Below are 14,010 nucleotides of genomic sequence, written 5' to 3'. Positions count from 1 at the left end.
CCTGCCGCCCCCGGCAGCGGGCTTGTTTTCCGATGGAATCCCGCACATGAGCAGCAGCATCAATCCGCGCACTTACGAGCCGACACCCGCACGTCGCGTGACCTTTCTGGGTCTGGGCGTCATGGGCTACCCCATGGCGGGCCACCTGGCCTGTGCCGGCCATTCGGTTACCGTCTATAACCGCACCGCTACGAAATCACAAGCGTGGTGCGCAGATTTCAAGGACGCCAGCACCGTCAAGAGCGCAGCAACCCCGCGCGAGGCTGCCCTGGGCGCCGACATCGTCTTTTGCTGCGTGGGCAACGACGACGATCTGCGCTCCGTGGTGCTGGGGGCAGACGGCGCCTTTGCCGGCATGCTGCCGGGCGCCATCTTTGTCGATCACACAACGGCCTCTGCCGCGGTGGCGCGCGAGCTGTATGGCGCGGCGCGCACGCTGGGCCTGCACTTCATCGACGCGCCCGTCTCCGGCGGTCAGGCAGGCGCCCAGAACGGCCAGTTGACGGTGATGTGTGGCGGCGACCAGGCGGCTTTCGATGCCGTGCGGACCACGGCCATGGCGTTTTCGCGCGCCTTCACGCGCATTGGCGACAGCGGCGCCGGCCAGCTGGCCAAGATGGTCAACCAGATTTGCATTGCCGGGCTGGTGCAGGGGCTGGCGGAGGCCGTTGCCTTCGGCCAGCATGCCGGCCTGGACATGCCGCTGGTGCTTGACGTGATTGGCAAGGGCGCCGCCCAAAGCTGGCAGCTGGACAACCGCGGCAAGACCATGGTGCAGGGACGCTTTGACTTCGGCTTTGCCGTGGACTGGATGCGCAAAGACCTGGGGCTGGTGCTGCAGGAAGCCAATCGCAATGGCGCGCGGCTGCCGGTGACGGCGCTGGTGGATCAGTTTTATGCCGACGTGCAGCAAGCGGGCGGCGGCCGCTGGGACACCTCCAGCCTGATCACGCGGCTGGCGCCCGGCAAACCCGGCAAAGCCTGACGCCATGGTGGCGGGCAGCGTCAGGGCTTGACGGCAGGGTCTTGCGACACGGGTGCCGCCGTCTGGGCGGCCTTGCGGGTCAGCTCATCCTCGCTGATGACCTCGAACACGCGCACCACCTTGCGCACACCGTCCACGCCGCGCGCAATCTCGGCAGATCGCTTGGCCTCGCGCGGGGTGACGATGCCCATCAGATAGACCACGTTGCGCTCGGTCACCACCTTGAACCAGTTGGCCGACAGGTCTTTGGCATCCACCAGGCTGGCCCGCACCTTGGTCGAGATGAGGGTGTCGCGCGAGCGCTGCCCCAGCGACGAATGGGGCATGACGCCCAGGTCGTTGACCACCGAGCGCACGTTGTCCACGCCCAGCGCGATCTGCTCGACCTGCTGCACATCGGCGGCCGTCGGCGCTTCGCCGGTCAGCAAAACCTGGCGGTTGTAGCTGGTGACGTTGACGTGCACGCGATCGCCCAGGGCCTCGCGGATACGGTTGGCGGTGCGCAGCTCGATGCCCTCGTCCTCGACCTGTGTGCCCGTCGTGCGCCGGTCGGTGGCCATCATCGATCCCACCACGGCGCCACCGCCGATGAGCAGCGGTGCGCAGCCCACCAGACTGCCCGCCAGCGCGGCGGCTGCCAGCACTGCACAAGAGAGTCGCAACAGAGAATTTTTCATAGAGGGGGTTCCTGTTCTCCAAGTAACTGGGCATCCACACCGTCGCACAGGCAGTGCAGCACCAGGGCATGCACCTCGCGCACGCGGGCAGCGCGGTCATGCGGCACACCGATGTGCACATCGGTCTCGCGCAGCAGCGCCGCCAATGCGCCGCCGTCGCGCCCCGTGAGGGCCACTACGGTCATGTCGCGCTCGTGGGCCGCCTGTACGGCCTGCAGCAGGGCGGGCTCATTGCCACCGACGGTAATGATCAGCAGCAGGTCGCCCGCCTGACCCAGCGCGCGCACCTGCCGCGCCAGCGCACCGCTGTCGCCAACGGCCGAGGAAGAAGCCAGCCACGCTGCGTCCGGCGTCAGGGCCAGGGCGGCCAGCTCGGGGCGATCGCGCTCAAAGCCTGCCACGCAGAAAGCGGCAAACTGCTGCGCCAGTGCCGCACACGGGCCGCTGCCGCAGGCAAGCACTTTGGCGCCGCTGGTCACGCAGGCCAGAACGGCCTGCACGGCGGCGCTGATGGGGTGGCTGAGGGCCTGCGCCGCCTGGTACTTCAGGTCTGCGCTGTCGATGAAATGCTGTTGGATGCGTTGCTCAAGCATGGGCCGTGGATGATACCTGCCGGTGTTGCATTTTCTGTAGCAAACCGTAGGCCGCGGCGGGCGTGCTGTGACTTGCCGTGGCTGCTACGTCGCATCGAAGGCGCCACGCAGCCATTGCACGCGGCCATCTTCGATCAGCACCGCATCAAAGCGGCACGGCGGCGGCGCTGGCCAGCGCATCAGATAGTGCCGCGCCGCCAGGATGATGCGCCGCTGCTTGGTGGCGCCAATGCTGCCCCCGGCGCCGCCAAAGCCCGCGCCGCGGCGGCTGCGCACCTCCACGAACACCAGCGTGCCGCCGCGCTCGCGCATGACGAGGTCGATCTCCCCGCCGCCACGCCCAGGCGTCCGATAATTGCGCTCCACCAGCACCAGCCCCGCAGCCGCCAGATGGGCCAGTGCCTGATCTTCTGCCGCCTGGCCCGCGGCGCGCGTGGTGCGCACGGGCGCACTGCTGTTGTCTTTTTTGCCGAGGAAACCCATTGAGCGCATCCTTTGCCAATGCCCTGTCTGCCGCGCGCGATGCGGCGGCAGCGCAGCATTATCCCCAGGGCGCCTTGTACGTAGTGGCCACGCCCATCGGCAACCTGGCCGACATCACGCTACGGGCCCTGCACGTGCTGCAACTGGCTGACACCATTGCCTGCGAAGACACGCGCCACACGCAGTCGCTGCTGCGCGCCTATGGCATCGACAAGCCGTCCGATCGCCTGCTGGCGGTGCACCAGCACAACGAAGCGCAGGCGGCGCAGACCGTGGTGCAACGCCTGCAGGCGGGCGAGCGTGTCGCCTACGCCAGCGATGCGGGAACGCCCGGCGTGAGCGACCCCGGCGCGCGCCTGGTCGCCGCGGTGCAGGCGGCAGGCCTGCGCTGCATTCCGCTGCCCGGCGCCAGCAGCGTGACCAGCGCCCTGAGCGTGACCGGCGCAGTCGCCCATGCGCCTGGCGCCAGCGGCTTTGTGTTCGCCGGCTTCCTGCCCACCAAAAGCGCGGAACGCGCGGCTGCCGTGCAGCAACTGGCCGCTGAGCCGCGCTGCGTGGTGCTGCTGGAGGCGCCCCACCGCATCCAGGAGCTGGGAGGCGCCCTGGCGGTGCTGGGCGAGCGGCGCGTGACGCTGGCGCGCGAGCTCACCAAACAGTTCGAGGAAGTCACCGAGCACGCCGCCCAGGACGTTACCGCCTGGCTGCAGGCTGCGCCCCAGCGTGTCAAGGGCGAGTTCGTCGTGCTGATCCATCCCGCCGCTGCCCAAGCGCAGGACGGCGCCGCCTCACAGCGAGTGCTGCGCCTGCTGTTGGCCGAGCTGCCCACCAAAACCGCAGTGAGGCTTGCGGCCGACATCACTGGCGCGCCGCGCAATGCGCTTTACGAGCGGGCGCTGGCACTCAAACACCTGCCCGACACCCCGCCCGAGCACGACTGACGCAGTGCCACCGGCGGCAAGACCGCCCTGAAAATCAGGACTCGTCACGAAAATGAAACCTCATTGCCAAACAATTTGCATCAAATTGTTAACATTTAGGGTTTCACCCATGACTGTACGGCAACGTATTGTGTTGCTCATCGCCCTCACCTTCGCGGCGCTGGGCGGCATTGGCGGTTACGCGCTCTACCACTCATACCTGGGTGCCAAAGAGGTCAAGTCAGTGACCGAAGGGGTGGTGCCCAGCACCATTCAGTCAGTGGAACTGATGGGGCAGCTCAAGGATATCCAGATCGCCACCCTCTCGATGCTCAGCGCGCCCGACGCGGCCACCGCCCAGCAACTGCATGGGGAGCTCGTCGCGCGCAAGACCACACTGCAGGACGCTCTGGCGATGCAGCTGAAACAGGCCGACAGCCAGGCGCAGCGCGGCCTGATTCAAGAAGCGCAGCAAAGCCTGGACAACTACTTTGCGTCCATTGACGACACCGCCCGGTTCAAGCTCGCCGGCCAGCAAGAGGCCGCCGAGGCCACCATGGCGGCCACCGTGGATCAATACCTGCGCGAGCAGGGCCTGCTGATCGACGCCGTGCAGCTGGAAAAGCGCCGTAGCAAGGACCAGGCCATCGACACGCTCAACCAGAACCTGACAAACGCCAGCGCCACGCTGGCCATCGTCACCGTGGCTTCAGTGCTAGGCCTCGCGTTCATCGGCCTGCTGCTGTACCGGCAGATCATCCACCCCATCGGCGAGATGGAGGCCAAGATGACCGCCATTGCCACCAGCCAGGACTTCACGCACCGCGTGCCCGTGACGCGCAACGACGAGATCGGCAAGTCCATCATGGCCTTCAACGCCATGATCGAGAAAATCCAGGAAAGCAGCGAGCTGGTGCGCCAGAAAAGCGCCGACATCCATGCCATGCTGCAATACATCCCGCAGGGCATCCTGACCCTGGAGGCGGGCGGGCGCATTCACCCCGAGTTCTCGGACCACCTGGCCACGCTGCTGGACACACGCGACATCGCCGGCCGCCCGGTCAGCGAGGTGGTCTTCGCGGGTGCCACCCTGGGCGCCGACGCCACGGACCAGGCGCTGACCGCCATTGACGCGTGCATTGGCGAAGACGGGATGAACTTCGACTTCAACGCCCACCTGTTGCCGCGCGAAATCCTGCGCCAGCAACCCGATGGCGGCATCCGCACCTGGGAGCTGAGCTGGTCGCCCATCACCGACGAGCACGGCACCATCGCACGGCTGCTGCTGTGCATTCGTGACGTGACCGAGCTGCGCCAGCTGGCACATGCCGCACAGCAGCAGCAGGAAGAGCTGGCCATCATCGGCGAGATCGTCGCCGTGGATCACCTCAAGTTCGAGGCCTTCGCAGACAGCGCTGCGGACTTCATCGAAACCAACGAGCGCCTGGTGCGCAGTGCCGCAGACCAGCCCGACGCCCGCACGGCCGTGGTCACCGAGCTGTTTCGCAACATGCACACCCTCAAGGGCAACGCGCGCACCTACGGCATGCTGCGGCTGTCTGACGTGGCACACGTTGCCGAGCAACGCTACGACGCGCTACGCCAGGACCCCGCTGCCTGGGACACCCCCGCCCTGCTGGCCGATCTGGCCGCCACGCGGGACATGCTGCAGCGCTACCAGACCATCGAATCCACCAAACTGCGCGGACGCGGCGCTGGCACGGATACCGCCGCCGGCGCCAGCAACGCAGCAATGGAGCCCGCCCAGCTGCAGGCGCTGGCCACGCGCCTGCGGGAGGCCGTCCAGTCGGGCGAAGCGCCAACGCTGCAGGCGGCCACCGCCGAAGTCGCCCACGCGCTGCAACTGGGCGCCAGCGTGCGCCTGACGGACACACTGAGCGGTGCCATCGCCTCCCTGCCGTCTCTTGCTGCCGACCTGAACAAGGAAACCCCTTCGGTGCACATTGACGACGCCGGCATCGCCCTGCACCACGAAGTGGCAGGCACGCTGCGCAATGTGTTCACGCACCTGCTGCGCAATGCGATGGACCACGGCATCGAAGAATCCGAAGCCCGCGTGCGCGAGGGCAAACCTGCGGCCGGCCGTATCGTCATCGACATGACCCTGCACCCCGAAACGCTGCAGCTGCGCATGGCCGACGACGGCCGCGGCCTGAACCTGGAGCGCATCCGCGCCAAGGCCGTCGAGGCTGGCCTGATCGAGGAGCACCACGGGCATGACGACGAGGCACTGGCACAACTCATCTTCGAGCCGGGCTTTTCCACCGCGTCGGCCGTCACCGCAGTGTCGGGCCGCGGCGTGGGCATGGACGCGGTCAAGGCCTTTGTGGCAGCCCACGGCGGCGATGTGGCACTGCGCCTGCGCGGCGCCGCATCGGCCGGCGCCCACCGCGCCTTTGACATCCTGATTCACCTGCCGGCGCACTTTGCGCTGCGCACGCAGGCCTGAAGCCTGCAGACAGCCATCACATGGAACTCTTTTTGTCATTTGCGGGCGGCGCCGCGGCGTGCGCCCTGGTACTGGGCTGGTGGATCAGCCGCCTGCAGCGCCGGCTGGCAACACCGCCTGCCGCACCAAAGCAAGACCCTGAGCTGCTGGCCGCGCATCAGCAGCTGCAGGCGCAGGTTGAGCTGCTGCAGCACGAGCTGCAGCAGGCGCGCCAGCAGATCGAGCAAGAGCAGCAGCGCCTGCCGATGGAGCTGCAGTCGCTGGAATTCAGCGCGCAGGCCAAAACACAAAGCCTGGTGAACGGAGCCCTGACGCACACCAACGCGCTGTCGGCATCGCTGGCCGAGCTACAGGGCATCAGCAAGACCTTTGATCGCTGGCATGCCGACATGAGCCAGCTGGTCGCCCACAACAAGGACATGCACGAGAAGAACGATGAATTTGCGCGCATCGTGTCGCAGATGATCATCGTGGCGCTCAACGCCTCGATCGAGGCCGCGCGCGCCGGCAGCACCGGCCAGGGCTTTGCCGTGGTGGCCAACGAGATGCGCACGCTGTCCGTGCGCGCCGAGACGCTGTCCAAACACTACCGCGACAACCTCTACCAGAACGACCTGATCGCCACCACGGTGTTCCAGGACATGCAGGCTGGCGGCAAGATGGTCATCAACGCCGCCACGGGCCTGGAGATCACCAACCGCAAGGTACAGGCAGCGCTGCAGGCATGAGCCAGACTCCTCACATCACAGACCGCGCCCGCGCCAGCCTGGACCGCATGATGGTGCTGGGCCTGCGCCACGGCATTGCGGCCGACGCGCCGGACGCCGACATCGCCACAGCCGAGCTGCCCGCGCGCCAACACGCCACGCGCATGGTGGTGCTGTCGATTGCGTCGTACACGTTCCGCATCATCACCGCGCTGCATTTCGACGAATCGCCGCAGCTCAAAGCCCACATGGCGCAGCTGGGCCAGCGCTCGCCCGATGCGATGACGCACCAGGACTTCATCGACGCAGTGTGCGAGGCGGGCAACATGTGCTGCGGCGCCATCAACCGCGAGCTGGGCGCGTTCTACAACGGCCTGGGCCTGTCCACACCGCAGATTCTGGACATCCGCAGCCTGCCGCACATGCAGCGGCTGGGCGCGCAGCACCTGCAGCACTTGCGCATCGACCTGGCGCCTGATCTGCGGCTGCACGCCTCGCTGTGCGTGCGGGCCTACGAACCCATGGACTTTGACTGGCACGCCCAGGAGCCCGCCGTGGGCGCCGGCGAGCTGGAACTTTTCTGACCGCGCGGGCTTGCGCCCGCAACCAACCACACCCAAGGACTGACATGGCAAACGTACTCGTTGTCGATGATTCGAGCACCGTGCGCAACGAACTCGGCGACTTTCTCACCAAAAACGGCTTCAAGGTGGCCCTGGCCGTCGATGGCATGGACGGACTGGCCAAACTGCGCCAGGACCCCGGCATCAAGCTGATCGTGTGCGACGTGAACATGCCCAACATGGACGGCCTGACCATGGCCGAGAAAGTGCGCGGCGAGCTGCGCAACACCAGCGTGAACATCGTCATGCTGACCACCGAGAACTCGCCCGCCATGAAGGAACGCGGCAAGGCCGCAGGCATTCGCGGCTGGATCGTCAAGCCGTTCAACGGGCCTGCGGTGCTCAACACGTTCAAGACGCTGGCAGGGGTTTAAGCCAAATCGGCCTACAGCGCTTGCCTATCAAGCGCTGGCAGCTATCAAATCAGTACTGATCATTGCCGGCGGCCTGCCCGTCCGCGCCGCGCGGCAGGCCAAATGCCAGCGCGCCTAGCGCGCCCTGTGCCAGGCCGTACACGCCATAGATCACGCCCACGCCCACGGCGGCGGGCGCCGCCACGGCAAAAGGCGCCAGCGCAGCCACGGCGGCGGCCTCGCGCGTGCCCCAGCCGCCCACGCTGACGGGCAGCGCCGCCATCAGGAACACCGGCGCAATCGCCCAGGCCCATACCGCGGCAGGCAGCGCCACGCCCAGCGCCAGGCCGCCACAGGCCAGCGCCAGCGCCGACAGCACCTGCACCGCGGCCGATGCCAGCGCCTGCCAGACCAGTTGACGGCGCCAGTCAGGCCGCGCCGCCGCTGCGCGCAACGGCGCCAGCCAGCCGCCGCGGCTGCGCGCCAGCAGCCAGGGCAACGCCCAGGGCAGCGCCAGCCACAGCAGCGTGCCCGCCAGCATCAGCGCGGCAAAGGCGCCGGCAGGCAGCCGCAGCCAGGGCGCCAGCACGCCAGCGCAGGCCGCGGCGCCCAGGCCGCCGATGGCGCACAACATCCACAGGCCGCTGGCGCGGTCCAGTACCACGGACCAGCCGGGGGCCAGGGCCGCCGCCGTTGCATGGCTGGCGCGGCGCAACACCACGGCGCGGTACAGGTCACCGCCCACCACGGCGCCGGGCAGCAGCGCATTCAGCCCGATCGCCTGGAAGTACCAGCGGCAGGCGTCGCGCGCGGCCACCGGCGCGCCCAGCCAATGCGCCAGCGCGCGCCAGCGCAGGGCCGACACCAGGTTGGACGCAATGGCCGCCGCCAGCCCCGCCAGCAGCCAGCCCGGTTGCGCCTGCCGCAACTGGCTGGCCACACGCGCGGGGTCGGCCAGCACCAGCACGACAACCAGCAGCGCCAGGCCCAGCAGGCCGCGGATCAAGGCCTTGCGAGCGCGTTTCACGCTATTTTTTGTGTAGCTGCTTGCGCTTGCAAATCAATCGCTGCGGGCTGTTTTGACTCATCTTCCACCACATACTCCTGCGCATGGAACTGCGGCGCGCCGCCAGCCTCGTGGTAGATGCGGGTGAGCAGCTCGCCAATGAGCCCGGCGGCGATGAACTGCGCGCCAATCAGCACCAGCATCATGCCGGCCATCAGCAGCGGGCGCCCGCCGATGTCCTCGCCCATCAGCTTTTGCACCAGCAGCCATGTCAGGATCAGCGCGCCGGGCGCGGCCATCCACAGCCCCAGCCCGCCAAAGGCGTGCAGCGGGCGCTGGCGGTAGCGCATCAGAAACACCATCAGGATCAGATCGAGGATGACGCGGAAAGTGCGGTCGATGCCGTACTTGGAGACACCGCGCGTACGCGCATGGTGGCGCACCGGCACTTCGGTGATGCGCGCGCCGGCCTCCTTGGCCAGCGAGGGAATGAAGCGGTGCAGCTCGCCATACAGGCGGATGCGGTCGATGATGGGGCGGCGGTAGGCCTTGAGCGCGCAGCCGTAGTCGTGCAGGTGCACACCGGTGGCGTTGGAAATGAGCTTGTTGGCAATGCGCGAGGGCAGCTTGCGCGACAGCTCGGCATCCTGGCGGTCCTTGCGCCAGCCACTGACCATGTCCACGCCGGGGTCGCTCTCCAGGCGCTGCAGCAGCAGCGGGATGTCGCCGGGCTCGTTTTGCAGGTCGGCGTCCAGCGTCACCACATAGCGGCCGCGCACGCGGTCAAAGCCGGCCTGCAGCGCGCTGGACTGGCCGTAGTTGCGCGCCAGGAACACCGGGCGCAGCCAGGGGCGGGTGGCGGCCAGCTCGCGCAGGCGGTCGGCGCTGCCGTCTTTGGATCCGTCGTCCACGGCCAGCAGCTCGAAACTGAGCGGCTGCGCCGCCATCGCCTGGGCGATGCGCTCGACCAGATCGGGCAGGTTTTCGACCTCGTTGTAGATGGGCACCACGATGGAAACATCGGGCGCAGCGGTTCGGGCGGTGGTCATGGATGGAGCAGAATGTGGCGGGATAATCGGCGGCCCCGATTGTGCCTTGCGCCGTTGCCGCAACCACCCCGCCACGCTGCGAAGCGCCTGGCAACGCCTGCCACCTGCTGCCTGTCCATGAATAGCTCCCCGTTGCCCAGCGCGCCTGCCTCGCGCCTGCCGTCCGCCCACCCGCTGTATTGGCTGCTGGCCATGGCACTGGCCCATGTGGCGGTGCGGGTAGCCGTGTCGCCCGCACTGAAGTGGGACGAGGCCGAACAGATGCTGTGGTCGCAGCAGCTGGCGCTGGGCTATGGCGCGCAGCCGCCGCTCTACACCTGGCTGCAGTGGCTGGCCAACCAAGTGCTGGGGCCCAGCGTGCTGGCGCTGTCGGCGCTCAAACATTCGCTGCTGGCGCTGGCTTTTGCGCTGATGTACCTGGCCGGGCGCGAGCTGCTGGACGAGCGCGGCGCGTTCTGGGCATCGGCCGGCATGCTGCTGCTGCCGCCGCTGGGCTGGGCCTCGGTGCGCGACCAGACCCACACCATCCTGGTCACGGCCATGACCTGCGGCGCCTGGTGGCTGCTGCTGCGCATCGCCCGCCAGCCCCGCCAGCGCGACTTTGCCCTGCTGGGGCTGGTGTGCGGCTGCGGGCTGCTGGCCAAGTACAGCTTTGCGCTCGTGGCCGCCGCCATGCTGGTGGCGGCGCTGTCCGTGCCAGAGACCCGCCGCGCGCTGCTGTCGCCCGGCTGGTGGTGGGCGCCCGTGGTGGGGCTGGCCGTGGTGCTGCCGCATGCCGTCTGGCTGGCATCGCACCTGGCCGAAGCCACGGCTGAGACCATCGGCAAGATGAACATTCAGCCGCAAGGCAGCATGGTCAGCGGCCTGGGGCAGATGCTGGGCCAGGGCGTGGCGGGCACCGTGGCGCTGTGGGCGTTGATTGCGCTGTGGGCTTTTCGCTCGGCCTGGTGGCGCCCGCCGCTGGCGCCCGCGTCCGCGCCCATGCACCGGGTGTTCATGCGCTACCTGCTGCTGGTCATGCTGGCGCTGCTGGGCATGGTGGTGTTTGCGGGGGTCAGCAGCTTCAAGGGGCGCTGGGTGGTGCCGCTGCTGTGCGTGCTGCCCCTGGCGGCCTTTGCGGCGCGCCCCGAGCTGCAGCGCCACGCGCGCGGCGGGCGCTACAGCGCCGCCATTGCAGTGGTGGCGGTGGCCATCCTCATCGCGGCCGGCGCCAGGCCCTGGATCAGCGGCCTGCGCGGCGATGTGGACGAGCTGAACCACCCCGCCCTGCAGCTGGCCGACGCACTGCGCCAGGCCGGGTACGACGGTACCAGCCCCATCATCGCGGCGGATCACATGATGGCCGGCATGCTGCGTCTGCGCTTTCCCGATGCCCCGGTGGATGCCTGCACATCAGCCGAAGAAGACGTGGCCACCTGCGTGGCCGGCCACGCCGCGCGCAGCCAGCGTGCCGGCGCCGGCATGCTGCTCATCTCGCGCACCGACCGCGTGGAGCCCGACTGGTGGACCAAGGCGCAGGCAGGCATTGCGCCGCAGCCGGTACAGTCCATCCGGCTACCATTTCGCATGGTGCGCGAAGGCACGCCCCCCGCGCACTACGAATACATCTGGCAACCCCCGCAAAGGCAACCATGAGCGTCACCCTGGTCACCGGCTGCGCCGGCTTCATCGGAATGCACTGCGCGCAGGCGCTGCTGGCGCGCGGCGAGCAGGTGGTGGGCATAGACAACCTCAACGCCTATTACGAGGTCAGCCTGAAAGAAGCACGCCTGGCGCGTCTGCTGCAGCACCCCGGTTTCACCTTCGAGCGCACCGACGTGGCCGACAGGCAGGCCATGCGCGCGCTGTTTGAACGCGTGCGCCCCACCCGCGTGCTGCACCTGGCGGCGCAGGCAGGCGTGCGCTACTCCATCGACCAGCCCGACGACTACACCGACTCCAACCTGCTGGGCTTTGGCAACATCCTGCAGGGCTGCCGCGCGCAGCAGGTGGCGCACCTGGTGTTTGCCAGCAGCTCCAGCGTCTATGGCGGCAATGCCCGACTGCCCTACAGCGAGCGCGACGCGGTGGATCACCCCATCAGCTACTACGCCGCCACCAAGAAAGCCAACGAGGTGATGGCCCACAGCTACGCCCACCTGTACGGCCTGCCCACCACCGGCCTGCGCTTTTTCACGGTGTACGGCCCCTGGGGGCGGCCAGACATGGCGCTGTTCAAGTTCACACGCGCCATGCTGGCGGGCGAGCCCATCGACGTGTACGGCCAGGGCCAGCTGGTGCGTGACTTCACCTACATCGACGACATCGTGGAGGGCGTGCTGCGCGTGCTGGACAAGCCCGCCACCCCGGCTGCCGACCACGACCCGCTGGTGCCCCACCCCGGCACCAGCAGCGCGCCGTATCGCATCTTCAACATCGGCAACAGCACCCCCACGGTGCTGATGGACTACATCACCGCGCTGGAGTCGGCCCTGGGCATCACGGCGCGCAAGAACATGATGCCGATACAGCCCGGCGACATGCACAGCACGGCCGCCGACACGTCGGCCCTGGCGGCGTGGACCGGTTTTGCGCCGGCCACGCCCGTGCAGGAAGGCGTGGCGCACTTCGTCCACTGGTACAAGGATTTCTACAAGCCATGAAAGTCACAGTTTTTGGCACCGGCTACGTCGGTCTGGTACAGGGCGCGGTACTGGCCGACGTAGGCCACGACGTGGTGTGCGTTGACATCGACCAGTCCAAGGTGGCCGCGCTGCAGGCCGGGCAGGTGCCCATCCACGAGCCGGGGCTGCAACCCATGGTGCAGGCCAACCAGGCCGCCGGGCGCCTGCGCTTCACCACCGACGCCGCACAAGGCGTGGCCCACGGCGCGCTGATCTTCCTGGCCGTCGGCACGCCGCCGGACGAAGACGGCAGCGCCGACCTGCAGCATGTGCTGGCCGTGGCGCGCACCATTGCCACGCACATGGCCGCGCCCAAGATCATCGTCAACAAGTCCACCGTGCCGGTGGGCACCGCCGACAAGGTGGCCGACACGGTGCGTGCGGTGCTGGCAGGGCGCGGCGCCGACATCGCCTTCGAGGTGGTCTCCAACCCTGAATTCCTCAAGGAAGGCGCGGCGGTGGCCGACTGCAAACGGCCCGACCGCATCATCATCGGCACCAGCAGCCCGCAGGCCGAGCGCCAGCTGCGCGAGCTGTACGCGCCGTTCAACCGCAACCACGACCGCATCGTGCTGATGGACGTGAAAAGCGCCGAACTGACCAAGTACGCGGCCAACGCCATGCTGGCCACCAAGATCAGCTTCATCAACGAGATGGCCAACCTGGCCGAACGGCTGGGAGCCGACATTGAGGCCGTGCGCCGCGGCATTGGCAGCGACCCGCGCATCGGCTACCACTTCATCTACCCCGGCGTGGGTTACGGCGGCAGCTGCTTTCCCAAGGACGTCAAGGCGCTGATCCACACCGCGCAGTCCATCGGCTTTGCACCCGAGGTGTTGCTGGCCGTAGAGCGCCGCAACGATGCCCAGCGCCAGGTGCTGGCCGACCGCATCATTGCCCACTACGGCGGCAGCCTGCAGGGCAAGACCATTGCCGTGTGGGGCCTGGCCTTCAAGCCCGAGACCGACGACATGCGCGAGGCGCCCAGCCGCACCCTGCTGCACGCGCTGTGGGCGGCGGGCGCGCAGGTGCGCGCGCACGACCCGGTGGCCATGGACGAGGCGCACCGCATCTTCGGCCCGCGCCCCGACCTGACCTTGTGCGCCAGCCCCGCTGAGGCACTGCAGGGCGCGGATGTGCTGGCCATCGTCACCGAATGGAAAATCTTTCGCGTTCCCGACTTCGAGCAAATGGCGCAGTTGCTCAAGGACCGCCTGGTGTTCGACGGCCGCAACCTGTACGATCCCGCCACTGTGACCCGGCATGGTCTGGGCTACGTGTCGATCGGCCGGCCTGCGCTGAAGCCGACCGCCTGAACCGCCGACCGCCGCGCAGGCGGTCGCCCGCGCAAGGTCAGACGTTAAGGCAATGCTGATCAAGGTCCACCGTTGTCGCTTCTCAAACGTTATCCGCAGATGAAGCAGCAGACCCTGGCAATGGCCGCAGATCAAAACAACGGATTCGAGCAGTCGCGCAAGCCCACC

General features: G+C 68.0%; 14 protein-coding genes. 9 read left to right on the top strand and 5 right to left on the bottom strand.

The window, feature by feature from the left end; translation table 11 throughout:
- Positions 1-46: 46 nt before the first annotated feature.
- Complete coding sequence (locus AB7E35_RS06920; protein WP_428162231.1) at positions 47-985, top strand: NAD(P)-dependent oxidoreductase; 939 nt, start codon at positions 47-49, stop codon at positions 983-985.
- A 20-nt stretch (positions 986-1,005) separates the two neighbouring features.
- Here AB7E35_RS06920 and AB7E35_RS06915 read toward each other — a convergent pair whose 3' ends face one another.
- The 3 genes from AB7E35_RS06915 to AB7E35_RS06905 form a co-directional block, all read right to left on the bottom strand.
- The gene (locus tag AB7E35_RS06915; RefSeq protein ID WP_428162230.1) at positions 1,006-1,662 is read right to left on the bottom strand and encodes a BON domain-containing protein; all 657 of its coding nucleotides are present in this window, start codon (positions 1,660-1,662) and stop codon (positions 1,006-1,008) included.
- Positions 1,659-2,255, bottom strand: coding sequence for an SIS domain-containing protein (locus AB7E35_RS06910; RefSeq protein WP_428162229.1), 597 nt, complete (start codon positions 2,253-2,255; stop codon positions 1,659-1,661). Before AB7E35_RS06910 ends, AB7E35_RS06915 begins: the two co-directional genes overlap by 4 nt.
- A gap of 84 nt (positions 2,256-2,339) precedes the next feature.
- Complete coding sequence (locus AB7E35_RS06905) at positions 2,340-2,738, bottom strand: YraN family protein (protein WP_428162228.1); 399 nt, start codon at positions 2,736-2,738, stop codon at positions 2,340-2,342.
- On the opposite strand from AB7E35_RS06905, the gene rsmI reads away from it, so the two are divergent.
- The 5 genes from rsmI (at position 2,738) to AB7E35_RS06880 (ending at position 7,829) form a co-directional block, all read left to right on the top strand.
- On the top strand, positions 2,738-3,676 hold the full coding sequence (gene rsmI, locus AB7E35_RS06900) for a 16S rRNA (cytidine(1402)-2'-O)-methyltransferase (protein ID WP_428162227.1): 939 nt from the start codon (positions 2,738-2,740) through the stop codon (positions 3,674-3,676). The two genes, AB7E35_RS06905 and rsmI, sit on opposite strands and share 1 nt — an antisense overlap.
- 109 nt (positions 3,677-3,785) lie before the next feature.
- A complete protein-coding gene (locus AB7E35_RS06895) occupies positions 3,786-6,125 on the top strand; it encodes an ATP-binding protein (protein WP_428162226.1) in 2,340 nt (779 codons plus the stop codon).
- A gap of 20 nt (positions 6,126-6,145) precedes the next feature.
- Positions 6,146-6,853, top strand: coding sequence for a methyl-accepting chemotaxis protein (locus AB7E35_RS06890; protein WP_428162225.1), 708 nt, complete (start codon positions 6,146-6,148; stop codon positions 6,851-6,853).
- Positions 6,850-7,416 carry a chemotaxis protein CheX gene (locus AB7E35_RS06885; RefSeq protein WP_428162224.1) on the top strand — a complete coding sequence of 189 codons (567 nt, stop codon included), beginning with the start codon at positions 6,850-6,852 and terminating at the stop codon, positions 7,414-7,416. Before AB7E35_RS06890 ends, AB7E35_RS06885 begins: the two co-directional genes overlap by 4 nt.
- Positions 7,417-7,460: 44 nt before the next feature.
- Positions 7,461-7,829, top strand: coding sequence for a response regulator (locus AB7E35_RS06880; RefSeq protein WP_284465184.1), 369 nt, complete (start codon positions 7,461-7,463; stop codon positions 7,827-7,829).
- Between the two features lie 49 nt (positions 7,830-7,878).
- Here the strand turns inward: AB7E35_RS06880 and AB7E35_RS06875 are convergent, their stop codons facing one another.
- Both AB7E35_RS06875 and AB7E35_RS06870 read right to left on the bottom strand, forming a co-directional pair.
- Positions 7,879-8,835, bottom strand: coding sequence for a lysylphosphatidylglycerol synthase transmembrane domain-containing protein (locus AB7E35_RS06875; RefSeq protein WP_428162223.1), 957 nt, complete (start codon positions 8,833-8,835; stop codon positions 7,879-7,881).
- On the bottom strand, positions 8,832-9,863 hold the full coding sequence (locus AB7E35_RS06870; RefSeq protein ID WP_428162222.1) for a glycosyltransferase family 2 protein: 1,032 nt from the start codon (positions 9,861-9,863) through the stop codon (positions 8,832-8,834). Before AB7E35_RS06870 ends, AB7E35_RS06875 begins: the two co-directional genes overlap by 4 nt.
- Before the next feature lie 117 nt (positions 9,864-9,980).
- Between AB7E35_RS06870 and AB7E35_RS06865 the strand changes: the two genes are divergently transcribed.
- From AB7E35_RS06865 to AB7E35_RS06855, 3 genes are read left to right on the top strand one after another with little or no spacing between them, the layout of a single operon-like run.
- Positions 9,981-11,498: an ArnT family glycosyltransferase gene (locus AB7E35_RS06865; protein WP_428162221.1), complete on the top strand. Its 1,518-nt coding sequence runs from the start codon at positions 9,981-9,983 to the stop codon at positions 11,496-11,498.
- Positions 11,495-12,505: an NAD-dependent epimerase gene (locus tag AB7E35_RS06860; protein ID WP_428162220.1), complete on the top strand. Its 1,011-nt coding sequence runs from the start codon at positions 11,495-11,497 to the stop codon at positions 12,503-12,505. Before AB7E35_RS06865 ends, AB7E35_RS06860 begins: the two co-directional genes overlap by 4 nt.
- Positions 12,502-13,842 carry a UDP-glucose dehydrogenase family protein gene (locus tag AB7E35_RS06855; protein ID WP_428162219.1) on the top strand — a complete coding sequence of 447 codons (1,341 nt, stop codon included), beginning with the start codon at positions 12,502-12,504 and terminating at the stop codon, positions 13,840-13,842. The genes AB7E35_RS06860 and AB7E35_RS06855 overlap by 4 nt, the downstream gene beginning before the upstream one ends.
- Positions 13,843-14,010 lie beyond the last annotated feature (168 nt).

Source organism: Diaphorobacter sp., from assembly GCF_050251835.1.
Lineage (GTDB): Bacteria > Pseudomonadota > Gammaproteobacteria > Burkholderiales > Burkholderiaceae_C > JBFXIE01.
Note: the sequence above shows the minus strand (reverse complement) of the source record. Positions and strands in the feature narration are given on the sequence as shown.